The organism is Microcoleus sp. FACHB-672 (assembly GCF_014695725.1).
GTDB lineage: Bacteria > Cyanobacteriota > Cyanobacteriia > Cyanobacteriales > Oscillatoriaceae > FACHB-68.
Genome location: NZ_JACJOU010000019.1, coordinates 225,402 through 249,552 on the forward strand (window position 1 = coordinate 225,402; position 24,151 = coordinate 249,552).

Here is a 24,151-nt window from a genome sequence, read left to right on the forward strand (position 1 = left end):
CTTTTATAATCCCTGAGCAGTTAGCTTTAAAATTACAAAAAATTTATAGTAGCCGGCCAAAACTTCACACTCAAACGTGAAATAAAAAACCATGCTTAAAGAAAAAGCAAGAATTATGGGATGGAGACTAGCGGCATGACTGACGCAAGCGTAACCCTGAGAGCCACCGATGATATTCGTCTGGTGGTTCTTTCGATTGCCATTGTCATGCTCGCTTCCTACGCAGCACTGGCTCTGGCGCGAAGAATAACAGCATCCCAAGGGTGTAGCCGGCAACTATGGCTAGTGAGCAGTGCCTTCGCATTAGGAATTAGCCTTGGGTTGATGCCCTTGCTCGCTATGCTGGCGTCTCAACCGGCAATTTCCTTAAGCCATAATTTACCAGATGTCTTAATGCCGGCAGCCATAGCAATGCCGGCAGTGGTGGCGATTGCCAGTACCATCTTCTTCATTCTGGCACCGCTGGCATTCTTATTTAAGCGGCGTTTCAGTATCGAGATTGCCCAAACTCAAGCACTACATCAAAGCGAAAAGCGCTTACGTGCCTTGTTGCAAAATACATCCGCCATTATCGCAACCCTTGCAGCCGATGGCACGATTGACTACATCAGCGCCTCACTTAAACAGATTTTGGGTTATGAACCTGAAGATTGGCTGGGAAAAAAGGCTTTTGCCCTGGTTCATCCTGACGATGTCGGCTTCTGTGAACGTCTTTTAACGGAAGCATTGCTCGCTCCATCTACGAACATTGCGGCTGAGATTCGGTTGCGACACACAGACGGTTCTTGGCGAGATTTTGAAGTAATTGCAAATAACTTACTGGCTGAGCCGAGTGTAGCGGGGATTGTGACAACTTACCGCGAAATCACCTTTGGCAAACAGACAGAGGAAACCGTGACGCGCCTTGCGGCAATCATAGAAGCGACGAGCGACTTCGTAGGCACCGCCAATTCCCAAGGAATTGCATTTTACATCAACCGGGCAGGCCGGCAGTTGGTAGGAATCGGCCAACAAGAAGATACCTCAAAGATCACCGTCGCCACCTATCACCCGCAATGGGCCGGTCAAATTATTTTAGAACAGGGAATTCCCGCTGCTATCCGCGATGGAGTCTGGGCCGGTGAATCAGCGCTACAGAGTCGTGATGGGCGCATCATTCCGGTCAGCCAGTTAATCATCGCCCACAAAAAGCCAGATGGCAGCGTTGACTTTCTCTCTACCATCGCCCGTGACATCAGCCATCACAAGCGGATAGAGGCGGCACTGGCGCAGCGTGAACGATACTTGTGGGCGTTAGTGGAAGTTGAACGCCGGCTGCTGACCTTTAATGGCAGTTCCAGTTGCTACACGGGGCTGCTGACGCCCCTGGGGCTGGCTTCTGGCGCTAGTCGCATTTACGTGTTTGAGAACCATCGCTCTGAAACAGGCGGATTGCTGATGAGCCAGCGTGCAGAATGGTGTGCCGCAGGTATCCAGCCCGAACTTGACAATCCTGAACTGCAAAACCTTTCATACAACGATTTCTTCCCCCGGTGGGCCGAGTTTCTGGCACGGGGCGAAATCATTGCCGGCATCGTCACCGAATTTCCGGAATCAGAGCGTATTGTCTTAGAACCTCAGGGCATTCTTTCAATTCTCGTGTTGCCGATTACAGTTAATGGTGAGTTTTTTGGCATTATCGGGTTTGACAATTGTACTGAAGCGCGTGCGTGGGAGCCGGTGGAAGTGAACCTGCTGGCAGCAGCAGCATCAGCCATCTCCTTGGCGCAAGAGCGCAAACAGACAGAGCAAGAACTGCTCAAGACTCAGGAACGGTTGCAGCATTTGCTCAATACCAGTCCGGCAGTGATTTACAGCTGCAAGGCTGAAGGCAATTTTAGCCCAACGTTTATCAGCGAAAACGTGACGGCACAGATGGGCTTTGAACCTAACGATTTTCTAAATAATTTTAGCTTTTGGGCGAGCCGGCTTCACCCAGAAGATGCCCCCCGTGTGATGGCTGGGATGTCGTTTTTATTTGAAGCCGGTTTCCACTCCCATGAATACCGTTTCCGCTGCAAAGACGGACAGTATCACTGGATGCACGATGAACTGAAGCTAATTGTAGACGAGGCCGGCAATGTGGTGGAAATTGTCGGTTGTTGGCGAGATATCAGTGAGCGCAAACAGGCAGAGTCGGCACTCAAACAAGCCTATGAAGCGCTCGAAATGCGAGTTGAAGAGCGCACAACTGATTTAAGAAATGCCAACCAACAACTACAAAGGGAAATTGTTGAACGTCAGCGTTCCCAAGAAGAGTTACTCCGCACAACTGCTGAGCTGAAAGCTGTTTTTGAGGCGTTTCCCGACATTTACTTCCGGCTGCATTCAGATGGCACAATTATTGACTGCCACACACCGCAAAATGCTGATTGGCCTGAGTCACCCGCGCAATTAATTGGCAAGCGAATCCAAGATGTGATTACACCGAGCGCAGCGCAACAGTGTGCTGAAGCACTTGAGCAAGTTCTGGCAACAAAATCCTTAGTTGATGTCGAGTATTCGCGCCCTATTGAAAATGTAATAACAAGTTTTGAAGCGCGGTTTGTTCCCTTACTAGAAAACCAAATCCTTGTCATTGCTCGGAACATCACAGAACGTAAACAAGCTCAAGAAGAAATTGAAAAATCGCTGTCTCTGCTCCGCGCCACACTGGAATCAACGACAGATGGCATTTTTGTTGTGAATCTAGAAGGAAAAATAGAGAGTTACAATCAGAAGTTTTTAGAAATGTGGCAAGTCCCAACTTCTGTTATTACAGCGCCAGAACACGGCGTTGTCTTGAATTTTGTTCTCAAGCAGCTGGCAGATCCTCAAGGTTTTCTTTGCAGAGTTAAGGAACTGTACGCCACCCCAGAAGCCGAAAGCTATGACATTTTTGAATTCAAAGATGGTCGCATTTTTGAGCGCTATTCGCAACCGCAGCGAATCGCAGAAAATATAGTTGGTAGAGTCTGGAGCTTTCGGGATGTTACTGAGCGCAAGCGAGCAGAGGAAAAAATTCGCTATCAAGCATTGCATGATCTCCTGACTGGCTTACCGAACCGAATGCTATTTAATGACCGGCTTGCCATTGCATTGGCTTCTAGCCAGCGTTCCGGGGGCATACTGGCTGTAATGTTTCTGGATTTAGACCGCTTTAAGGTAATCAACGATACCCTAGGTCATGCTGTTGGTGATCGCTTGTTAGAAGCTGTTGCTCTGCGATTGACAAGTTGTTTGCGTTCTGGCGATACAATTGCTCGTTGGGGAGGGGATGAATTCACTTTGTTATTGCCTCAAGTCAGTTGTGTGCGAGATGCTGTTAAAATTGCCGAAAGAATCTTAGAAGCCTTAAAGCCAATTTTTGATCTAGAAGGCCACCAACTGCACATTACTAGCAGTATTGGACTTGCCTTTTATCCCAATGACGGCGAGGATGCTGAAACACTGCTCAAAAATGCAGATGCGGCGCTATATCGAGCTAAGGAGCAAGGACGAAATGCGTTTCAGCTTTATACGCCGGCTATCAATTCTAAAGGCTCGGAGTTGCTAGTTTTGGAACATAGCTTGCACCATGCTTTAGAGCGAGAAGAGTTTTTAATTTATTACCAACCTCTAGTGAATACGCTAACAGGAGAAATCGCTCAAATGGAAGCCTTGGTGCGCTGGCAGCACCCAACTCAGGGCTTGATTTCTCCGGCAACCTTTATCCCGCTTGCTGAAGAAAATGGATTAATTATCCCCTTGTGCGAGTGGGTATTAAAGACTGCCTGCGCTCAAAATAAAGCTTGGCAGGATGCCGGTTTGCCCCCGATTGGGATTGCAATTAACCTTTCTGCTCGACAGCTTCAGCAACCGGATTTTGTGGAAACGGTTAGGCAAGTTTTATTAGAAACTGGGTTAAATGCTCAGTTTTTGGAGTTGGAAGTTACGGAAACTGTGGCAATGCAAAATATAGACGCGACTCAGTCCATTTTGCGAGAATTATATAAAATGGGGGTTCGCCTTTCTTTAGATGATTTCGGCATCGGTTATTCTTCGCTCAGTTATCTAAAAAAGTTTCCATTCCACACGATCAAAATTGACCAGTCTTTTGTTCGGGATCTGATTGCAAACTGTGATGATGTCGCGATTGTTACGGCAATTATTGCCTTGGGGTATGGACTGAATCTTCGGGTGGTGGCCGAAGGGGTAGAAACAGAACAATTAAAGGATTTACTCCGCAATTTGCAATGCCAATATATGCAGGGCTATTTTTTCAGCCGGCCTTTACCGGCAGAGGAAGCCACTCAACTGCTGCGAAACTTACAAGAGTCAGAATCTTCGCCTTCTTGGCGTGCGGAGGTTTCTAACAGCATTTACAACCCCTTAGGAGCAGTGGACGGGAGTTACCAAAATCTTATCAAGTTTGGTAATTACTCATAATATAAGAGAACTGGGCTTACTTATAGCGATTTCGCTTTTCTTCAGGCTGCCCTCACTTAAACAGCAAAAAAACTTTCAAAAACACTTGTTAGCGCTTCAATTTAAAAACATCTGCAAAAACAGCATCCTTCTCAACTTTTCTTGGGGCATCCGGGGAATCATAAACCACTAAAAGAGAATTTGGTTGCCCCAAACAGGGAAAAAGTGCCAAGCCTTCAGCGTGATCTGCACCCAATATAAAAGGCAAATCGAATAAGACTTCTAAGTGTCCCGAATCTTGGGAAAATAGTGTATTTCCTGAAAGCTCTAAGGCATTTTTTAACCGGAATACTCTCAGATTACCTTCTAGTTCCATAGTGGGGCCGGCAAGAATGATTAAATCTTCGCCATCGATACACAATTCACGGACTCCTAAACCATTCATCTGCACAAAATGTTTTTTATACCGCTCACCTTCTGAGCCGATTGCTTTTAAGGCTAAAATACCGGGGTTGGGTTCTTCAATTTCTATTTCTAAAATGATCGCCCAGCCTCGCAACACTGGCCCACGCAACCCTATGAAAACTTTATCTCCGCGAACGGCTAATCCTTCGATATCAAACCCATTTTCTTTAGAGGGAATACCGGCTGCTATAAATGAACCAAGATGGCTATCATTTTCCAATATAGTGAGCAATGAGTCGGTTTTTTGAAGGCATCCAGCCGTCAGTTTTTGTTCTGGGTTCTCTGGATGCGAACATGATTTAAATAATTGTTTGTCAAAAACCGGAATTCGACCGAGTAAGTAACGGTTTAACTCAGTTTTGACTTCGGCCAATCGCTGAATATCTTGTTCGGGTTCATTTCCCTTGGTTTTTTTACGCTTCGTACTGTGAGAACCGATAAACCAAAGATAGTGATTGGTATAATCCATCCCTTCAATATCGATTTCGTCTTTCTCATTAAAAAGCTCAATAAAATCTCCAATAGCAAATCGCTTATGTTCTCCAAAGATACAGGGTTCAATCTGAGATAAACGCTCAATTGATGTTGTTTCATCAGAAGCCACCCATAAGCTCCCATCAGGGGTGAGAGCGGCTGCTGATAAATCTCCAATAATATCCGTAAATTCAGGCGCAAAGCGAAGTAAAACCCGACTCAGTAAAAAACCTTCTGCCATTGTAACTTTATCCTTAAAACTGTTAGAAAATTGTTGATAGTTACTGCTAGCATATCGAACAGCCAGCTTTTATAACCTATCCTTGGGTAGAGCTTTGAAAAAAACTTGCCAATTGAAAGTGGCTGCCGGAATATCTATCTTAAGAGGGATGTTAGCGTGAAGTATGAAAACGCCAAAGATTAGAAGCCGCAATTAGTAGAAATTCTCGCTCTATCTAGAGAGGTACAAAGCCGGCTTTCCCTATCGTTCGCAGAAGGCATTCGCATCTATCGAACACCACAGCAGTTTCCTGTGATGATGCCGGTGGGGTTTGCCGGCTTGATAGACTAGCAAGAAACGATAATATCGATCACCCGTCAGCCAGTTAAACCCGCCTCTGATTTCCAGTTGCCGGTGAGCGAAGGCATCAAGCTGGTAGAAGCAATTCCCAATCCCCGCAAGGTTTCGGTCAACCGCTGCTGCGATCTTTACACTCACCCTGATCGCAAGCATCGGCATCCCTCCCGTAAACCCGACTCAACTGTTCGCTAAATGGCATCAAGTGCGGCAGGGATTGAATGTGTCTGGGTTAATGCTATCGCCTCTCAAGCCTTACTGTCACTGGCTTTAAGAAAGTATAAAAAATGAATTTAAATCGATAATTTGTGCTATAATCCTGAGCGAGAAGTAAGTTCGGCGGCAGTGTTTGTTATTTTTTGTTGCAGGCGCATCTGCGGATCGAAATCTCTACACTATCTGATTTAAGTCTGGAGAGACTTTATGTCAATTTATGTAGGCAACCTATCCTACAAAGTTACCCAAGAAGACCTAACAAGCGTTTTTGCGGAATATGGAACCGTGAAGCGAGTTCAACTCCCCACTGACCGTGAAACCGGCCGGATGCGGGGTTTTGGTTTTGTAGAAATGGAAACCGAAGCCGAAGAAACTGCAGCTATTGAAGCTTTAGATGGTGCGGAGTGGATGGGCCGCGATCTAAAAGTGAACAAAGCCAAACCGCGTGAAGAAAACAAGCGGTCGGGTGGCGGCGGTGGCTGGGGAGATAAAAATCGCGGCGGATATTCTTCCCGACGTTATTAAGCTTTAGTCATAAAGCCTTCAAAGTAGTTAATTAGGTGAACTTCTTGCCAGGGTCATTCAGTTCCAGTCACTAGGTTTTACCTCAGTCTTACACTCAAAGCGCTGAGATTTGCTTAGAAATCTGGGGCGTCAGCGATCAAAGGCGATGAGTCTGCGCCGTTTAGCGCAAATTCAGCCATTGAAAGCCAAGCCAAGAACTGAATGACCTTGAATTTTTGTTCTATCCTATTTCGAGGTTTGATTCACTTGGGTGAATGCAATCATCCAACAATAGTTCAACGCTTAGGAGTAGACAGAATGACCCAAATTATTCTGGGTGAAAATGAAGGAATTGAGTCAGCGCTGCGCCGGTTTAAGCGTGAAGTATCTAAAGAAGGCATTTTTGCTGATATGAAGCGCCAGCGTCACTTCGAGACGCCAATTGAGAAACGCAAGCGCAAAGCGATTGCCAGAAGGCGGAAGCGGCGATTTACCAGATAGCGAACAGCACAAAATCGCAAATTACTGCAGCCATTTTCTCAAAATCTCATTTGACATCAAAAGTAGGGGCGAGTTTCGAGCGAGATTTAATCGTTAGAGTAAAAAGTGTATAGCTAAACCCGCCCCTACCTCTCCATACGTAGATCCTTTGGTTTAACAATCCTGCACCGTAGAGAAGCATTGACAAGCCGTGACGCATCATCTCTAGTGCAGTGTAGATTGATATAATTAAAAGCTTGATGGAACCTCAAAACTCAAACGAGAACAAGTTCAAAAAGTTTCGCCTCATCTAGAAACTGTAATCGCTGAGTTTGGCCTTATTTGATAGAATTCGACACAACTGGTTCAACCAGCAGTGTGATGTTATGAATTCCCTTAACAAGCACTCTTTGGCCGGGATTTAGGGTCAGTGAGCGTTCACATTTAGCCGGCCACCAGCTGCCTCTAAACTTGACCCGTCCTGGCTTATACGGGCCTTCAATAATTTCTTCAACAATGGCTTCTTCTCCCGGTTTTCCTAACAAATGTCTGAGGTAGTAGTTCCTTCTTTTTCTATATTTAGGTTTAACGGCATTGTAGAGCTTAAAAGGGTTAAACATTGCTTTTGCTACCTTCTTTGGGTGAGAGAATTGTTAAAATTAAGCAAGTCGCATCAGAAATTCCGCTGAGGCTGTTTCAGTTCCTTCGCCGGCAGCAGTCTTCGTTAGAAAAACATGAGTCGGATAATCGAACTTGCTGGGCATTGGGAAAAAGTAGGCTAAAAATTCCATGTGAACCTTCCTGATTGCGATGGTTCAACTTTACGAATTCCTCAATGCGTACAGTCTCGGCAACGTATCACTATCAAAGGTGGTTATCTCAATGGCATCTGATGACGCTTGAGATAGCGGTTTTTACTGCAATTCCAGTGGACACTTGCCTAACTGGCAACCAGAAAGCGCCGTCTTTGCGCCGGCAAATACACTTCACTTGAGCACCCTACAACCGCAAGTGATTGACACAAAAGACAAGTGGATGTACAGTAAAAGCCCTAGTTTTTTAGCTAAAGGCGTGAAGATAGACCGGCTCGATTTGCTCAACATCAAGTCTGGAACCGTTAGCCGTCGTTAAGCTACGAGTGCTGGGTGCCGGCGCTACAATTGCACAAATAGCACCGGCAACGAGACTGACAGGAGGCATTAAAAATCGGCAGAATTCGACAACTCTATTGGTTTGCACTTCTCTTTTGCAAGTCGTGATTTTCACAAGAAATAAGAAAGGATAAAAATAACTGGAATTGAGCGATATCAGAAGTTGTGGCCTGTAGTCAGATGCATCCTATGGCTGTCATGTCGGTCGTAATCTGGCTTTTGTTCCTTTTATAAAGCTCAGGTTTTGTACCTTAACAGGTTTATATTTTAATTTAAAAAAAATGCTTAAACATCAGAATAACTACTGATAAATAGGCAGTCAGGTGGCGATTAACTCTATAGCGCTTTAGTTAAGTTCAATGCTTCCAATGTAAAAAACTACAGACAGCACGATGAGAGTTTTTCTTACAAAAAAGAAGCCGGCAGTAAAACTTCCATTCTTTCCGACCCCTTCCGGATCGTCACAGATCTGATAAAACTAAGTCGCCATTCTCTCTAAGGTAGATGCAAGCACACTCTGCTGTTGCCATTCATGGGACAATCAACCAGCCGGACTCTACACGCAACCGGATCGGCTTCGATTAGGTTAAAATGCTACGCTCTTTTAAAGAAGCTAAAGCAACTAGCTCTCAGCCGTTGTCCCGACAAACTCACCCGTCCTACGTGACAGGTACTCGACGACTATTCGGGTGCAACACCGACTTAATACGATTACAAACTGTGAAGCGGGATGAAGCAAACCCTCACCCTAACGCGAGTGCGAAGTGATTATCCAAATCAGTTCGTCTATTGAAAGACAAGGGAGAAGAGGAGAGAGGAGGAGGAATACTTGGAGTTTGACTGCTAGCCGGCAATCGAAATTTGATGCACGTTGAGAAGATAACCCGGAAAAGCGGTTTTGCTTAACCTCAAAACCGGCCTTATCTCCACCTGTTTATTTACAGTTCTTAATTTCTCTTTAGGATTAAAGTCGAGCCGGTGCGACTTTAATCCTAATCCAGATTTTATCTAAGTGCTTATATCGTTTGGTAGATGCTTAACAGTGGCGCTCGCTGTTAAGGTTAAAACATAAAGAACTTTAGTCTTAGACATTCAAGGATTTAAAGCCATGAATAATATTCTTGCCTGGGTTATTTTAGGTTTAATTGCCGGCGCAATTGCTAAAGCCATATATCCCGGTTATCAAGGCGGCGGCATTCTTGCCACAATCTTGCTGGGTATTGTCGGCGCTTTTGTCGGTGGAACCTTGGCAACGTTCTTATCAACAGGAAGTCTCCAGTTAACAGCGACAACTTTTAGTCTTCCCGGTCTTTTTGTGGCCGTTTTGGGTGCCTTAGTTGCTATCTGGTTGTGGCACATGATTAACCGCCGCGCTTATCGTTAAACGAGACTTCAATGCGTCGCGGATGAGAGATGTGAGTAGCAATCTAACGAAGAGCCGGCAAAGAGCAAAGGCGCGGGTGATTTCATATTCTCCAGTGAATAATAACGATTTAATCAGCTGCATTACCCGCCCTTTCCCGGCGCCAAAGGAGTTTATTCTGTTCTTTCAATCGCAATTTTGAGATGAGCAACCAGTGCACCAATCGCACCAATTGCCGCTACGATTGGAAATAAACTGGTCGCAACAACTCCGCCAACAACTCCTGCGGTCAGAGGAATTTCTATTAGGGTGCGTCCTTCATCATTTTTAATAATGATACGCCGAATGTTGCCTTGATGAATGAGTTCCTTAACTTTGCTAACGAGAGCTTCGCCAGTGATAGAAAATTCTTCTACCCGAACGTTTTCTGAAGAATGAGCTTGAGGTTCAACAGTAATCCTTTCCAATCGAACGGTAGTATCTTCTTCAATCGGCGTTGAGTTAACTTCAACTGAATCGGAAGGGCGATTGTAAGGTGAATTCATATTTTAAGTCTCTGTGCTGAGGTTTCTTTCAGTATGGAAGTTTATTTCAGTAAATGGCTGCTTCTTTAGATATATAATTATTGCCTTAGCCATTTTTAAACTTCCTACATCTGAATCCCTCAATGTGAGCTTTGGGGCGGTATCGCCGCCCCACCGCAATAGCCGGCTTTATCCCTAGTGAGTGGGTTCCGTCACACTTCCCCAAATCTTAATTGTTGTGTCACGGCTACCACTGGCTAACGTCTCTCCATCCGGACTGAAAGCCACGCACAAAACTTCATCACAATGATCAGTTAAGGTGTTGATCAAAGTTTGGCTGTTGAGATCCCAAAGTTTGATAGTCTGGTCACTACTAGCACTGGCTAACGTCTCTCCATCTGGGCTAACAGCGACAGACCAAACCCAATTAGTATGCCCCTCCAGAGTGCCGATCAAATTCTGGTTTTCCAGATTCCAAATTTTAATCCTACAGTCACGGCTGCCACTGATTAAAGTCTTTCCATCAGGGCTAAAAGCGACTGAAAAAACTGAAGCTGAATGGCCGGTAAGGGTGTAGAGTAGTTTTTTTCTTTTCAGATCCCAAATCTTAATGGTGTTATCACGGCTGCCACTGGCTAAAATCTTGCCATCTGGGCTAAAAGCAACCGAAAAAACGGGTTCTAAATGGCCTTTCAGGGTACTAATTTGTTTCCTTTTTTCCCCATCCCAAATCTTAATCGTGTTGTCGAAACTGGCACTCGCTAACGTCTTGCCATCCGGACTAAAAGCAACAGAGGAAACCCAATGAGAATGCCCTCTTAAGGTACTGTTAAGCTTCTCTGTCTCAAGATTCAAAATCTTAATGTCACACTCATCGCTGCCACTGACGAGCGATGCTGCATGAACGGGGTTAAAGATGACAGACCGAACTGATTCGGAATGTAGTGTCAGGGTATTTTTTAGTTGAGCGATCTCCAGATCCCAAATTTTAATCGTCGTGTCATCACTGCTACTAGCTAAAGTCCTTCCATCTGGGCTAAAAGCGACCGAAAACACTTCTTTAGAATGGTCAGCGAGTGTGTGTAAGCATTTCCATGTTTGCAGTTGCATTGCACCGGGCCGGCTCAGCAAATGTGGCGGCTGCTGTTCTACCGGCAGCATTTCTAAGGACAAGTTTTCATGAGTTAGGGCTTTGAGAATCGCCTTAGGCAGTTGAAAGAGGTGCCCGTGGGGCAATTCTAAGGAAGGGTGGGAAGGAACAGATACAGACTGATTGGCGGTGATGGCTTTATTGAGTATGGAGTCGCTCATAGCTTTCATGAGGGTTTTTTGCTCCAAAAGAATTTTGACTTTAACCCAAACAACTCCTTTAACGGAGCAAACGTGGGAAATCCGGATTTGGTAGCTTTTTAATTTTTTATATTTTACAAACTTTTTCATAAGAAAATAAAATTTTTATTAGCTCTTTACATATTCGAGTATCCCTATCCGAATGAACACGTAAATATATTTTCCTTAATCTCAACCACTCAGTGATTCCTCGGAGATGAAGAACAGATGAGGAAGAATTTCTCTGCTTTATCGTTTGTCGCAGCATTTTTAGCCTTAGCGAATTCTGATACTTTTTTCCAAAAGCGCTTCAAAATCGCCGCAAACAGTCACTTTTTTGAGTAGTTTATATTTTGTAAATTTTTCTATTTAATCAATTTCTTGCCAAAAACTGCTTTCAGGTGTTTATCTACTTTTGCACCGTATAACCTGTTGAGCCGGTGAAGCAATCTTGGAAAAATTCATCTCACATTGATCTTATGAAATTACGGGGTGTGTAGGCTGGGAGGGTGAGATCGGGCAAATGGCTTAATAGAATTTCATCCTGATTTCATTTTGCTGTGTCAAATAATATTAGAAGGGGATTCTCCAGATTGGCAATCGGCAACCAACCCAGTTCGGGAAGGTTTGGGTGACTAAAATTAAGAATCTAAGCGATTTCAAGGAAGTAGCAGAAAACGAATTTAGCTGGGAAAAACAGAACACAGAGGAGGGAAAGAGATGAAAGCTTTGCAGAAAAGTATAATAGGCTTAGGAAGTATAGGACTGATATTTTTGGCGGCTTGCGGCAATGAAACACCGGCAACCAATTCTAGTAACACAAATTCGCCGGCTGCAACAGCTAATCCTGCAACTTCTTCTTCGACAACGACAGCTACAACGACCACTGCGACTGAGCCTAAATCAGAAGCATCTGCTAAAACAAATCATCCCCAAACCTCCCAAGGGGGTCAAGTTATAGAATCTGGCCTGTATCATTTAGAATTGGTGCCGGTTTCTGAAGAAAATGGCACACATATCGATTTTTTTCTGCAAAAAGGTGACACTCATGAAGCTATCCCTGATGCAAAAGTAACCGCTCAAATTCAGTTGCCGGCAGGAGAACAAAAAACTCTAGAGTTTGACTATGACGTTGCAGGCAAGCACTATGCTGTTTTTCTATCAGAAAAGGCCCCTGGAGAGTATAAGGTTGTTATTTTAACCGACATTAAGGGTGAAAAAATAAATGGTCGCTTTGCGTTTAATCGCTAACTTCTTACTGCAATACAAAGGATGTAAAACCATGAACAAGAAAGTCAAAAATTATACGGTTATTGGATTCTTAGCACCTCTAGTAATCGCTGTAGGATTAAGCAGTTGCAACACTGAAGCAAGTCAAGACAATTTGACGCCGGCACCCACGGCAACTGCAACACCTGTCGTTTCTTCTAAAGCCGAAGCAAAAACTCAGATCGATCAAAAATTTATCGAACTGATGATTCCCCACCATCAAGGGGCAGTAGAAATGGCAGAAATGGCTTTAACTAAAGCTAAACGACCTGAAATTAAAAAACTGGCTGAATCAATCATTCAAGATCAAAAACGAGAAATTCAGCAAATGCAGGACTGGTATAAACAGTGGTACGGCAAAGAAATTGCTGCTTCCTCCTCAATAGATCATTCTGCACATCAAGGGATGATGAGCATGGATATGATGGGAATGGATATGCAAGCGCTGAAAAATGCGGCAGACTTTGATAAGGAGTTTATTAAGCAAATGATTCCCCACCATCAAAGCGCTCTCATGATGGCCGAGATGGTTCTTGACACTGCCGAAAATGCCGAAATTCGTAATTTGGCAAAATCAATTATCGAAAGTCAAAATGCAGAAATCAAGCAGATGCAACAATGGCAGCAAGCTTGGAAGTAAGCAAACATTAATAAAATGAAGCTGAAAAACCTGGGTTTGTAGAAAAAATCCAGGTTTTTACCATCTCAATAGAATTTTTGCGTCCATCGAGAGAAACAGTATAAATCTCAGCAACAAGCAAGTTTATAAAGGTACGAGGAAGCAGAACTAAAGCCTCTTAGCTGCCAGTATAAATAAATATTTAAAATAAAGCTAGAGACTTTTTCTAACCTGAAAAAAAGTCGTAAAGAAATTATTGGCTCAACTAAAGGGAGTTAAATTAATATTAATACTAGACAAAAATATCAGATATCTGCTGACAAAGGCTATCATTATCACAGCGTCACTTCCTTGAAAAAGCCCCGCCGAGGTCCATTGAATCGAGTTCTAAAACCGGCAAATCGTCAACAGGCAAAGATGAGAATCACAGGGGAATAGGTCATGTTTGCCAGCTCGAAAGGCTATTCTCGAAACAGTTGGGTGCGCTTTACGATCAGTTAATCTTTCCAAAAATAACAAGTATGCTCTCGATTCCAGGCGTTACCGTCCAGACGCTTCTTTACGAAAGCGCTAGTTCTCTAATTTATCGAGCTGCTCGGGAATCCGACAGCCAGCCGATTATCCTCAAACTGCTTAAAGACAGCTACCCCACCCCTCAAGAGTTGGTGCGCTACCGCACTGAATACCGCATCACCCGATCACTGGAAAAACCCGGAGTCGTGCAAGTCTATGACTTGCAAAAGTACCAAAACACCCTCGTGATGTTTGTGGAGGACTTTGGCGGAGAGTCGCTGGCGTTCTGGATGCAGCGGTGCCGATTTAGCCTGGAAGAGTTCTTACAAATCGCAATAGAAGCGGCTCGAAGTTTAGGTCAGATTCACGCAGCCGGCGTGATTCACAAAGATATTAACCCCTCCAATATTGTTTACAACCGGCAGACGGGACAGTTAAAAATTATTGATTTTAGTATTTCCACCCAGCTAACACGGGAAAATCCCGTGCTGAAAACGCCCGGAGTTCTGGAAGGCACACTCGCTTATATCTCGCCAGAACAAACTGGCAGGATGAATCGCGTCCTCGACTATCGCACCGACTTTTACTCCCTCGGAATCAGCTTTTATCAAATACTGACAAATCAACTTCCCTTTACCACAACAGATCCTCTGGAATTAGTCCACTGTCATATTGCCAAACAGCCATTACCCCCGTCTGAAGTCAATCTAGGAATTCCCCAATTAGTTTCAGACATTGTAATGAAGCTGATCGCGAAAACTGCCGAAGAGCGCTACCAAAGTGCCTATGGATTACAAGCCGATTTAGAAGAATGCCGGCAGCAACTTCATTCTACTGGAATTATCTCAAATTTTCCCTTAGGGCGTCACGATATTTCTGATAAATTTCAACTTCCACAAAAGCTCTATGGACGACAATTAGAAATCGAAACCTTGCTTGCTGCTTTTGAACGGGCCAGCGATTTTAAAAGCGAGTTAATGCTAATTGCTGGATATTCTGGCATTGGTAAATCAGCTTTAGTACAAGAAATTTATAAACCAATTACTAAAAAACGTGGCTACTTTATTACAGGAAAATTTGACCAATATCAACGTAATATTCCCTATAGTGGTATCATTCGTGCATTTCAAGAATTAATTAAGCAACTACTAACCGAAAGTGAAGCTCAACTGAACCAATGGCGAAAGAAACTATTAGAAGCACTAGGGTTAAACGGGCAAGTGATTGTCGAAGTCATTCCCGAATTGGAATTAATCGTTGGCAAGCAAACCGCCGTGCCAGAACTCGGACCCGACGAGTCCCAGAATCGCTTTAACTTAGCGTTTAAAAACTTCATCAAAGTCTTTACCCAACCAGAACATCCCTTAGCGTTATTTTTGGATGATTTGCAGTGGTCAGATGGAGCATCATTGAAACTAATGCAATTGTTGATGAATGCTGCTTCCCCCGGATTATTCTTAATGGGGGCGTATCGGGATAACGAGGTTGGAGCAGCGCATCCGTTGATGCTTGCAGTAGAAGAGATAGCCAAAAAAGGGGCGATTATCAATCGAATTTTCCTGTCACCTTTAGATTTTTTCAGCGTTAGCAAAATTATTTGTGAGGCGCTGAATAGCTCTGAAGAAAAAGTTAAAGTCTTTGCTGAATTAGTGGAGGTTAAAACTGGTGGCAACCCATTTTTTATGAATGAATTTTTGAAATCACTTTATACAGAAAACTTATTAAAATTTGACATTCAATCACTAAGCTGGCAGTGGGAATTAGAACAAATTAAAGCGCGGGACTTTACAGATAACGTTGTTGAACTGATGGCCGGTAAAATTCAAAAGCTACCAAAAGAAACGCAAGAAATCTTAAAACTTGCGGCATGTATCGGCAATCAATTCGATTTAAATTTATTAACTTCTATCCTTAAAAAACCTTTAAGAGAAACGACAACTGCTTTATTTGCAGCAGTCGCTGAAAATTTAGTGACGCCTCTTAACAATATGGGAGATGTAGAACTAGCACTAATCGCTCTAGAGCTTCCAGATTCTTTGTTCTCCATTACCCAATCTCAATCCCTTGAATACAAATTTGTCCATGATCGCATTCAGCAGGCAGCTTATTCCCTGATTCCCACGAATACTAAGGAAGCAGTACATCGGCAAATCGGACAATTTTTGCTAAAAAATACTCCTCCCAATAAGCGAGAAGAAAAAATATTTGACATTGTTAATAAATTCAATTTTGCTCTAAAATTAATTACTGAGCGCACAGAAAAAGATGACCTCGCTCAATTAAATCTGACTGCCGGCAAAAAAGCGAAGCTATCAGCGGCCTATCAGCCGGCCCTGACTTATTTACAAACAGGGATAGAACTGTTAGCAAGCGATAGCTGGCAGCAACAGTATCATCTCACTCTCTCGCTATACGAACAGGCCGCAGAAGCCGCTTATCTCAACGCGGACTTTAACTTGATGAACCAATTCATTGAGGCGGTACTGTCACGAGCTAAAACCGTGCTAGATAAAGTGAAAGCTTATGAGGTAAAAATTCAAGCACACGTTGCCCAAGCTAAGTTGAATAAAGCAATCCATATTGCATTAGAAATCCTAAATTTGCTGGGAGTTAAGTTACCTAAACAACCTAATAATCTCGATATTTTGTGGGGACTACTACAGGCAAAGCTCAAAATAGGATCGCAACCGATTGCAAGCTTAGTTGACCTGCCGGTGATGACCGATCCTTACCCGAAAGCAGCGATGCGGATTCTGGCTAAAATTGCCGGTGCGGCTTACTCAAGCGCACCAATGCTGATGCCGCTGATTGTGTTTCAAAAGATTAGGTTATCTATCGAGTGGGGGAATACTTCTGAATCTGCTTTCGCTTACAGTTTCTATGGATTAATTCTCTGTGGCGTTGTTGGCGATATTGAAACCGGCTATCAATTCGGTCAACTCGCTCTTAACCTACTCTCACGACTCAATACAAGAGAAGTTAAAGCTAGAACCGAATTCATCGTTCATGTCTTTATCAGACACTGGATAGAGCCGGTTAAAGAAACATTGAATTCACTGCGGGAAGCTTATGCAGTTGCACTCGAAACTGGAGATTTAGAATACGCTGCCTATTCAGTTCATTTCTACTGTTGTTATGCCTTTTTAAGCGGAAAAGAATTGGAGCAATTGGAGTTAGAGATAGAAACTTACGCCCAGGCCATGCGCCAAATTGGGCAAGAAAGAACCGATGAGGGAGATGAGTTGTATTATCAGGAAGCTCTGCAATTGCTCAGCCAGGCAGCTTTGAACTTGCTAGGCCACTCACAAAACCCTTGTTATTTGATTGGCACCGCTTATGACGAACGAGCGATGCTGCCTGTGCTTGAAAAGGCGAATGACCGCACTGGAAGTTACTATGTGTACTTCAAAAAATTAATACTTTGCTACTTGTTTGGTGAGCAAGGGCAAGCAGTCGCCAATGCCGAATTAGCTGAAAAATATATAGATGGCGGAACCGCCCTTCTCTGGATTCCTCAATTTTATTTTTATGATTCTCTAGTGCGTCTTGCACTCGCTACTAATGCTGAGCAACCCTCTAGCAAAGCAGAGAAAAAGCTCCTCCAAAACCGCACAATTCAAAAGGTAATTTCCAATCAGAAAAAAATGAAAAAATGGGCGCATCATGCACCTAGGAATAACTCGCATAAATATCAGCTTGTGGAGGCTGAACTTTGCCGGCTTTTAGGAAAAGATCCCCTCGCAGTAGATTATTACGACAAAGCCATTACCCTCGCCAAAGATAACGAATACATCCATGAAGCGGCTATCGCTTACGAACTCGCCGCCAAGTTTTATTTATCCAAAGGAAAAGAATTAGCTGCTAGATCTTATATGCAGGAAGCTCGTTATTGTTATCAGCTATGGGGGGCAGTTGCTAAAATCAAGGATTTAGAAACGCGATATCCCCAATTACTGACCACAACTCAATCAGGAATTCAAGCTGTTAAAACTTCTGTATCCGTAACAACTACTGGTACTACTTCAAACTTGGATATTGCTACAGCGCTTAAAGCTTCTCAAGCAATTTCCGGCGAAATTATACTGGATAAGTTACTCTCTAGTTTAATGAAGATTCTGATGGAGAATGCGGGAGCGCAAAAAGGCTATCTGGTTTTACCAAGTCAGGGGAACCTACTAGTTGAAGCGTCAGGGTCAATCAGTAACGAACAGGTAACTGTCTTGCAGTCAATCCCCCTTGAAACCTGTGGGGGACTGTCGGAAGCAATTATTAATTATGTTGCGAGAACCAAAGAAAGCGTAGTTTTGGATGATGCTGCTCAAGAGGGGCAGTTTACTAAGGAATCTTATATCCAAAATAATCAGATAAAATCGATTCTGTGCGTGCCGCTGATCAACCAAGGCCAACTCATCAGTATTGTTTACTTGGAAAATAACCTGACGGCAGGAGCGTTTACTCCTGAACGAGTGGAGCTTTTACAATTGTTATCCGGACAGGCAGCGATTTCGATTCAAAATTCTAAGCTTTATACAGAAGTCCGCGAGAATGAAAGCCGGCTGGCTCAACTCAACCAAGCCTACGAACGTTTTGTACCCAGCCAGTTTCTCCAGTTTTTAGAAAAATCCAGCATTATCGATGTGGAATTAGGCGATCAGGTGCAGTTAGAAATGTCGGTGCTGTTCTCCGACATTCGCGACTTCACCACCCTCAGTGAAAGTATGACACCGGCAGATAATTTTAAATTTATTAATTCCTACTTGAGCCGTATGGAGCCGGCTATCACTGAGAATCACGGGTTTATCGATAAATACATTGGCGATGCGATTATGGCGCTATTTAGTGGGGAGGCAGATAATGCGGTGAAAGCGGGAATTGCCATGCTGCACCGGCTCACTGAATACAATCAACATCGCCGTAAATTTGGCTACCCACCGATTCAAAATGGCATCGGTATCAACACCGGCACCTTAATGTTAGGAACCGTTGGCGGACAAAACCGCATGGACGGTACCGTAATTTCTGACGCTGTTAATTTAGCTTCTCGTGTGGAAAGTTTAACCAAAAATTACGGAGTCTCGCTGCTAATTACCGAGCAAACTTATTCGCGCCTAAAAAATTCATCCCAATACGCAATCCGTACCATCGATACGGTGAAGGTTAAGGGAAAATCTGAAGCCGTGACAGTTTATGAGGTGTTTGATGCTAATCCGCCAGAAATTAAAGAGGGCAAGTTAGCCACCCTGCCATTGTTTGCAGAAGCTTTGGAGTTTTACTCGGAAGGAAAGTTAGCAGAGGCGGCACGACTGTTTAAGGATTGTCTGTGTCAAAATCAGGGCGACCTCGTGGCGCAAATTTATTTTGAGCGATGTCAAAAACACTAGATAAAATCTAATTCGTTAGAAGTGAAGAAAATCTATTTTTATGAGGATTATTCTAGTTGAAGATGAGCCAGATTTGGGTGCGGCAATTAAGCGCACACTCCATCAAGAAGCGTATGTGGTTGATTGGGCGCAAGATGGCGATGAAGCTTGGGGTTATTTAGAAAGCCAGTGGACAGAATACTCGCTAGGAATTCTTGATTGGTTGCTGCCTGGGGTGTCGGGATTGGAGTTATGTAAACGACTGCGAAAGCGGAACAATTCCATGCCGGTGCTGATGCTAACTGCAAAAGATCGGATGGAAGATAAAGTGGCTGGATTGGATGCCGGCGCGGATGACTATTTAGTGAAGCCCTTTGGCATGGCAGAATTATTGGCGCGGTTGCGTGCACTACAGCGACGATCTCCGCAAATTCAATCCCAACAGTTGCACTTTGGCAATTTCACGCTAGATTATGGCACCCGCACGCTTGGTTTTCAAGACGCTGCCGGTCAGCCGCAAGTTATTTCTTTGACGAACAAAGAATTTCAGTTATTAGAGTATTTCATTAGGCATCCTAATCAAATTGTGACCCGCGACCAACTGCTCAATCAACTATGGGAATTGGGTGCAGAACCGGCAAGTAATGTCGTAGCAGCTCAGATGCGTTTGTTGCGACGCAAACTGCAAGAAAAAGGCTACGATCAGCTAATAGAAACCGTTTATGGGCTGGGATATCGCTTTAATCCAACAGAGCGATGAAAATGAACTTTACTGTCTCCACTTTCTTTGCGGCTGCGATGGAAATAGCAAAAAGAGGATGCAGCCAATTTAATGCGGTGAAAATATTTAAGTTTCAGTGGTTAATTCTGCATCCCCTTTCATTTCGTCTATTTCAAACCAGTTAATAAAAACTCCTGCCAATGGAATCGCAATAAAAATGCCTAGCAGACCTGCGGCTCTTGCCCCTACCAATAAAGCAAAAAACACAACAACAGGATGAATATTCAATGAATTTTGCATGATTCTTGGATAAATTATATTATCTTGAATCTGCTGAAGAACGATGCAAGCCAACAAAACTTTCAGCGCTAGCCAAACATTTTGCGCTAGCACAATGAAAGAAATTAAGCCAATTCCTAGGGCTGCTCCAATTCCGGGTATTAAATCAAAAATTCCAACCAGTACCGCCAAAATTAAAGGAAACTTTACTTGTAAAATTAAAAGAACGATAAAAGTTGAAGTCACTAAAAATAACATCAACACAATTTGGCCTTGAAAAAAACCTAAGAAGTTACGCTCAACGATCACTGTCAAGCGCTTGTGTAAATGACGGGGAATAACTTTAAGCATCAGTGTCCAAAGCTTTTTTCCATCCAAAAGCATGAAAAAAGCAATGACCATAATTAATATAAAGTTTAACAAATTTGTTAAAAACATTTGTAAGACGGCAAGACTAGAAACAACTCCTGCTAAAGCTTGATTTCTTAATTGTTCTTCAACAACCCGCAAATTAACTTGAAGACTTCGCTCTCGCAAGAAATTTTCTACTCGTTCCGAGAGTGGGGCAAGGGCGTTGACAAAGTCCGTGACGCTATCAATCAATTGCTGACCTTGGGATAAAAGCGTGACGCCTACGGTAACAGTTAGACCGCCAATTACTAGAAATCCTAGTAAAAAAACAACGCCAACTGCTGCCCCGTGGGGTAAAAATCGGCGCAGCCATTTCACGGGATAGCTCAACAAAAAAGCAACAATTGCCGCAATTGTAAAAACAACAATAACTGTTTCAAAATATTGTAAAAGCCGCAGGCCGGCCCACCCCACAGCAAATAAAAGTAAAAAACGAATCAATACTAAGTTAGTTAGCCTATCCCAGACATCTTTGGTAGCAGGAACACTCATTTTTATCACTAGCCCTGAATAAATATATGAAATAGTTTTTGATGTAATAGGCATTTAAGCACTAGCGCAAAGGCCAGCAACTTGAACAGCACTCCTTGTGGCTGCAAATGATCGGCAATTCTTGCCCTGTTTTGAGTCCTATTAATTGAGAACTTTAACAGCAGCCGATAAGACCACTCTCATGACAATAAATTAGCACCAGCATCGGCTCCGGCAAATCTACCGCCCGGTACATCTAGCTTTCGCTTTTCTTTCCGTCTGCGTGGCCGCAAATTTTACTTTTCAGATATATTTTCACTTAGTAATCTACTGGCTGATGTATCGCAGACATCTAATCCTTCTTTGCTGCAAGCATCGAAGATTAACCTCAAACTTTTTAGCCAAAAGCCGGCAGTCTCGCCTTTTTCCCAAATTACGCCCAGAACCGCACAAAAAAGGGGCCGGCAAACAGCCCGCCCCGCAAGACATTCAGGGGATTCTCTCCCTTGTTGCCCCGATTCTACAAACCGTTGCGGCCCCAGACCACCATTGCAATAGAGAACGTAAATACAACCAGTAGCGAAGTCCAACCAAGCGTCAGAATATCCATAGCTATGCCTTAAGAAAAACCGTCCAAAATAACTCCAAGCCTTATATTATGTCAATTTGAGCCATCTCGGTCAGTGACATTATCGTGAACAACTTCTCAGAACTCGATCTCGCAGCAGAACGTATAGAATCGCTCAAAGCCGGCATCTTGTCTGCTTTTGCCTTATTGCTGGCTTTTGGTACGATCGCTGCGATCAATCAGCTAATCTTGGCCAAGCAGTTTGACCCCCTTGTGGGGTTGCAGATCGCGACTGTCGATATTCATTTGCTAATTAGTAGCGCAGTTGCGTGGCTGAGTGGCTTTCTCTTTGGCATCACTTACCGCTACATTATCCGGCAGGACAATAATTCTCACCTTCAAGAGGGTGCGGTGTTCGCCTTCGGACTGGTACGCGGATTGGCCCAGCTAGATGTGGGGCTGAAGTTTCAGGACAGCTTTTGGCCATTTGTAGTTCTGGCGCTGGAGAGTGTGCTGCTGTTTGCAATCGCCCGTTTCACCCTCGACTTGGCCATTCAGAGCCGGTGGGTTAAGCCTTTTAAATGAGCCGGTGAATTTGAAAGGCTTAATCCCTATCCGCTTAAGTGTGAGGGAAGGGGAGAAAATCTTCCCTTAAAAACCCTTTTTTAAACCGGCTAGGGGGATTTCAAAACAGCAAAAAGAAAAGTCTATTTTGCCGGCACACTTAACTTAACTTAAATTCCGCAAACTCTGGCTGGCCGTACATCATATTGCGATCAACCGCTGACAAAATTTTATTATTTGCCGCTTCTGAAGCTAGACACTGGCACACCAAATGCGCCACATCTGCGCGGTGAATCGTGCCGGCAACCCGATGATCTTCGGTGAGGAGGCCATTGCCGGTTGCCGGTTCCGATTTTAATCCACCGGGTCGAATAATTGTGTAAGTCAGGCCACTATTGATCAAATGTTGCTCAGCTTTTTCTTTCTCAACCAAAACCGGCCCTAGAGTTTGTAAAGCTTGTGGCGGCAATGCTAGCACACTCTCGCCGGCACCAATTGAAGAAACCAAAATAAACTTTTGCACACCCGCTTTCACCGCAGCATCAATCAGGTTTTTATTGCCCAAATAATCTGCTCTTTCCCCATCTTTTGGTAAACCGCCAATTGTGCTAATCACGGCATAAATCGGCTCATCTCCCTGCATCGCCTGCTCAACAGCCGCCACATCCAAAGCATCGCCTGTCGCGACTTTAAGACCCATCGATTCCAGTTGAGTCCGGTTTGTCTCGCTTCTCAGTAGTGCTTTCACCTTTACTGCTTGGTTCATCAAACAGAAAGCGATTTGCTCACCCACTCCCCGACTCGCGCCGGCTAGAAAAACATAAGATTCTGTTGTCATTTTTCCATCCTTTAGTTAACCCTGGTTGATCACAATATACTATAGTGCCGTTGTTAATTTACTTCTCAGATGTAGGTTGAGTTGACATAGTACCCCTCCGTTTCACTTTGCTCAATCTATGAGCATGGGTTGGGCACTGTAGAATCATATTAAATACATAGGTAAACGATCCTATTGTCCTATTTCAATCCACAATAGACCTGTTAAAAACTTTTAAAGCACATATTTAAAAACATTAAATCATTAACTAAATTTGCGCTTATCTATGGGTTAAAGATAAAAAAAGAGATTAAATTCTTAAGATCGGTATCCAATAATTTGTAACGTGTTCTCTTAAAATCGAATAATTTGTAACGTGTTCTCTTAAAAAGGTATTAATTTCATGAACCGCTTTTACGCCCTACCATTACCAACCAAGATTGCTCTTCGCAAGGCAATCCGGGTGGGCGATAGTAATGATCTACAATCTCAAAACCGGCAGCTTCCAAACAAGGAGATAGGGTTTCATATTCCCAGCCGGCAACATAGCGATAGCCGGTGGGACGCGCACTGTAACCCTCCGTATCGCCGCGACACAGCGACATCACGATCACACCACCGGCAACCAGCGAGTTGTGCAAATCCCTCAGTACCTTCACCATTTGGCTGCTAGGAACGTGGATCAGCGACGCATTGGCAAAAATCCCATCAAACGTTGCCTGGGGTAGATCGAGACTCAAAAACGACTGCTGCCAAACCTCACAACCGGCTGCCTGCTGCGCCATTTCCACAAATGCCGGTGTCGCATCCAAACCGATCACCGTATGTCCCTGACCTTTGAATGCTACTAAATCACGTCCAGGGCCACAACCTATATCCAGAATTTTACCGGGATTTCTGGGCATCGCCGCCACTAAAGCATCCCGATTTTGGGACACATCATGATCCCAAGTGCCGGCGCGGAAAGATTCAGCCGTTAGCTGGTACTCCGCGATGGTCAGTTGTTCGTGCTTCTCCACAGTTCCTCAACCTTTTGAACCTCTCACATATC

The 24,151-nt window shown here is 43.9% G+C and carries 20 protein-coding genes; 9 read left to right on the forward strand and 11 right to left on the reverse strand.

Features of this window, described 5'->3' with window-relative positions; genetic code table 11:
* Nucleotides 1-135: 135 nt before the first annotated feature.
* Nucleotides 136-4,446 (forward strand): EAL domain-containing protein, encoded by a 4,311-nt coding sequence (locus tag H6F56_RS14570; RefSeq protein ID WP_190669368.1) that lies wholly within the window; start codon nt 136-138, stop codon nt 4,444-4,446.
* Between the two features lie 88 nt (nt 4,447-4,534).
* Here H6F56_RS14570 and H6F56_RS14575 read toward each other — a convergent pair whose 3' ends face one another.
* Entirely contained in the window at nt 4,535-5,605 is a 1,071-nt protein-coding gene (locus H6F56_RS14575; protein ID WP_190669370.1) for a DUF3616 domain-containing protein, read from the reverse strand.
* A 240-nt stretch (nt 5,606-5,845) separates the two neighbouring features.
* A complete protein-coding gene (locus H6F56_RS14580) occupies nt 5,846-6,097 on the reverse strand; it encodes a hypothetical protein (protein WP_190669372.1) in 252 nt (83 codons plus the stop codon).
* Nucleotides 6,098-6,364: 267 nt separating this feature from the next.
* On the opposite strand from H6F56_RS14580, the gene H6F56_RS14585 reads away from it, so the two are divergent.
* Nucleotides 6,365-6,682, forward strand: coding sequence for an RNA recognition motif domain-containing protein (locus H6F56_RS14585; RefSeq protein ID WP_190669374.1), 318 nt, complete (start codon nt 6,365-6,367; stop codon nt 6,680-6,682).
* Nucleotides 6,683-6,979: 297 nt separating this feature from the next.
* The gene (gene rpsU, locus H6F56_RS14590) at nt 6,980-7,162 is read left to right on the forward strand and encodes a 30S ribosomal protein S21 (RefSeq protein WP_190669376.1); all 183 of its coding nucleotides are present in this window, start codon (nt 6,980-6,982) and stop codon (nt 7,160-7,162) included.
* A gap of 317 nt (nt 7,163-7,479) precedes the next feature.
* Here rpsU and H6F56_RS14595 read toward each other — a convergent pair whose 3' ends face one another.
* From H6F56_RS14595 to H6F56_RS14600, 3 genes are all read right to left on the reverse strand, one after another.
* Entirely contained in the window at nt 7,480-7,761 is a 282-nt protein-coding gene (locus H6F56_RS14595) for an NfeD family protein (protein ID WP_190669378.1), read from the reverse strand.
* 39 nt (nt 7,762-7,800) lie between these two features.
* The gene (locus tag H6F56_RS26880) at nt 7,801-7,932 is read right to left on the reverse strand and encodes a hypothetical protein (protein WP_255513720.1); all 132 of its coding nucleotides are present in this window, start codon (nt 7,930-7,932) and stop codon (nt 7,801-7,803) included.
* Between the two features lie 268 nt (nt 7,933-8,200).
* On the reverse strand, nt 8,201-8,380 hold the full coding sequence (locus H6F56_RS14600) for a hypothetical protein (protein ID WP_190669381.1): 180 nt from the start codon (nt 8,378-8,380) through the stop codon (nt 8,201-8,203).
* Nucleotides 8,381-9,400: 1,020 nt separating this feature from the next.
* On the opposite strand from H6F56_RS14600, the gene H6F56_RS14605 reads away from it, so the two are divergent.
* Nucleotides 9,401-9,676: a GlsB/YeaQ/YmgE family stress response membrane protein gene (locus H6F56_RS14605; protein ID WP_190669382.1), complete on the forward strand. Its 276-nt coding sequence runs from the start codon at nt 9,401-9,403 to the stop codon at nt 9,674-9,676.
* A gap of 152 nt (nt 9,677-9,828) precedes the next feature.
* Here the strand turns inward: H6F56_RS14605 and H6F56_RS14610 are convergent, their stop codons facing one another.
* Both H6F56_RS14610 and H6F56_RS14615 read right to left on the reverse strand, forming a co-directional pair.
* Nucleotides 9,829-10,200 (reverse strand): DUF4342 domain-containing protein, encoded by a 372-nt coding sequence (locus H6F56_RS14610; RefSeq protein ID WP_190669383.1) that lies wholly within the window; start codon nt 10,198-10,200, stop codon nt 9,829-9,831.
* 174 nt (nt 10,201-10,374) lie between these two features.
* Nucleotides 10,375-11,490 carry a WD40 repeat domain-containing protein gene (locus H6F56_RS14615; RefSeq protein WP_242032011.1) on the reverse strand — a complete coding sequence of 372 codons (1,116 nt, stop codon included), beginning with the start codon at nt 11,488-11,490 and terminating at the stop codon, nt 10,375-10,377.
* Between the two features lie 738 nt (nt 11,491-12,228).
* Here H6F56_RS14615 and H6F56_RS14620 point away from each other — a divergent pair.
* The 4 genes from H6F56_RS14620 (at nt 12,229) to rppA (ending at nt 20,029) form a co-directional block, all read left to right on the forward strand.
* Nucleotides 12,229-12,759, forward strand: a complete 531-nt coding sequence (locus H6F56_RS14620) for a hypothetical protein (RefSeq protein WP_190669386.1) — start codon at nt 12,229-12,231, stop codon at nt 12,757-12,759.
* A gap of 31 nt (nt 12,760-12,790) precedes the next feature.
* The gene (locus H6F56_RS14625; protein WP_190669388.1) at nt 12,791-13,417 is read left to right on the forward strand and encodes a DUF305 domain-containing protein; all 627 of its coding nucleotides are present in this window, start codon (nt 12,791-12,793) and stop codon (nt 13,415-13,417) included.
* 500 nt (nt 13,418-13,917) lie between these two features.
* On the forward strand, nt 13,918-19,290 hold the full coding sequence (locus H6F56_RS14630) for an AAA family ATPase (RefSeq protein WP_190669390.1): 5,373 nt from the start codon (nt 13,918-13,920) through the stop codon (nt 19,288-19,290).
* A gap of 40 nt (nt 19,291-19,330) precedes the next feature.
* On the forward strand, nt 19,331-20,029 hold the full coding sequence (rppA, locus tag H6F56_RS14635; RefSeq protein ID WP_190669392.1) for a two-component system response regulator RppA: 699 nt from the start codon (nt 19,331-19,333) through the stop codon (nt 20,027-20,029).
* Between the two features lie 87 nt (nt 20,030-20,116).
* Here the strand turns inward: rppA and H6F56_RS14640 are convergent, their stop codons facing one another.
* Together H6F56_RS14640 and petN are read right to left on the reverse strand one after the other, a co-directional pair.
* A complete protein-coding gene (locus H6F56_RS14640; RefSeq protein WP_309236530.1) occupies nt 20,117-21,226 on the reverse strand; it encodes an AI-2E family transporter in 1,110 nt (369 codons plus the stop codon).
* Nucleotides 21,227-21,671: 445 nt separating this feature from the next.
* Nucleotides 21,672-21,761: a cytochrome b6-f complex subunit PetN gene (gene petN / locus H6F56_RS14645; RefSeq protein WP_190669395.1), complete on the reverse strand. Its 90-nt coding sequence runs from the start codon at nt 21,759-21,761 to the stop codon at nt 21,672-21,674.
* Nucleotides 21,762-21,845: 84 nt separating this feature from the next.
* Between petN and H6F56_RS14650 the strand changes: the two genes are divergently transcribed.
* A complete protein-coding gene (locus H6F56_RS14650) occupies nt 21,846-22,304 on the forward strand; it encodes a hypothetical protein (protein ID WP_190669397.1) in 459 nt (152 codons plus the stop codon).
* Between the two features lie 139 nt (nt 22,305-22,443).
* On the opposite strand, the gene H6F56_RS14655 is transcribed toward H6F56_RS14650, so the two are convergent.
* Both H6F56_RS14655 and H6F56_RS14660 read right to left on the reverse strand, forming a co-directional pair.
* Nucleotides 22,444-23,121 (reverse strand): SDR family oxidoreductase, encoded by a 678-nt coding sequence (locus H6F56_RS14655; protein ID WP_190669400.1) that lies wholly within the window; start codon nt 23,119-23,121, stop codon nt 22,444-22,446.
* Nucleotides 23,122-23,501: 380 nt separating this feature from the next.
* On the reverse strand, nt 23,502-24,119 hold the full coding sequence (locus H6F56_RS14660) for a class I SAM-dependent methyltransferase (RefSeq protein WP_190669402.1): 618 nt from the start codon (nt 24,117-24,119) through the stop codon (nt 23,502-23,504).
* Nucleotides 24,120-24,151: the final 32 nt, after the last annotated feature.

Bases quoted from the DNA above. Each gene is read 5' to 3' on its own strand.
- H6F56_RS14655 (WP_190669400.1), bottom strand. From the start codon at position 23,121: ATGACAACAGAATCTTATGTTTTTCTAGCCGGCGCGAGTCGGGGAGTG.
- H6F56_RS14575 (WP_190669370.1), bottom strand. From the start codon at position 5,605: ATGGCAGAAGGTTTTTTACTGAGTCGGGTTTTACTTCGCTTTGCGCCT.
- H6F56_RS14640 (WP_309236530.1), bottom strand. From the start codon at position 21,226: ATGCCTATTACATCAAAAACTATTTCATATATTTATTCAGGGCTAGTG.
- rpsU (WP_190669376.1), top strand. From the start codon at position 6,980: ATGACCCAAATTATTCTGGGTGAAAATGAAGGAATTGAGTCAGCGCTG.
- H6F56_RS14605 (WP_190669382.1), top strand. From the start codon at position 9,401: ATGAATAATATTCTTGCCTGGGTTATTTTAGGTTTAATTGCCGGCGCA.
- H6F56_RS14615 (WP_242032011.1), bottom strand. From the start codon at position 11,490: ATGAGCGACTCCATACTCAATAAAGCCATCACCGCCAATCAGTCTGTA.
- H6F56_RS14610 (WP_190669383.1), bottom strand. From the start codon at position 10,200: ATGAATTCACCTTACAATCGCCCTTCCGATTCAGTTGAAGTTAACTCA.
- H6F56_RS14580 (WP_190669372.1), bottom strand. From the start codon at position 6,097: ATGCTTGCGATCAGGGTGAGTGTAAAGATCGCAGCAGCGGTTGACCGA.
- H6F56_RS14585 (WP_190669374.1), top strand. From the start codon at position 6,365: ATGTCAATTTATGTAGGCAACCTATCCTACAAAGTTACCCAAGAAGAC.
- rppA (WP_190669392.1), top strand. From the start codon at position 19,331: ATGAGGATTATTCTAGTTGAAGATGAGCCAGATTTGGGTGCGGCAATT.
- H6F56_RS14630 (WP_190669390.1), top strand. From the start codon at position 13,918: ATGCTCTCGATTCCAGGCGTTACCGTCCAGACGCTTCTTTACGAAAGC.
- H6F56_RS26880 (WP_255513720.1), bottom strand. From the start codon at position 7,932: ATGGAATTTTTAGCCTACTTTTTCCCAATGCCCAGCAAGTTCGATTAT.
- H6F56_RS14625 (WP_190669388.1), top strand. From the start codon at position 12,791: ATGAACAAGAAAGTCAAAAATTATACGGTTATTGGATTCTTAGCACCT.
- H6F56_RS14595 (WP_190669378.1), bottom strand. From the start codon at position 7,761: ATGTTTAACCCTTTTAAGCTCTACAATGCCGTTAAACCTAAATATAGA.
- H6F56_RS14620 (WP_190669386.1), top strand. From the start codon at position 12,229: ATGAAAGCTTTGCAGAAAAGTATAATAGGCTTAGGAAGTATAGGACTG.
- petN (WP_190669395.1), bottom strand. From the start codon at position 21,761: ATGGATATTCTGACGCTTGGTTGGACTTCGCTACTGGTTGTATTTACG.
- H6F56_RS14570 (WP_190669368.1), top strand. From the start codon at position 136: ATGACTGACGCAAGCGTAACCCTGAGAGCCACCGATGATATTCGTCTG.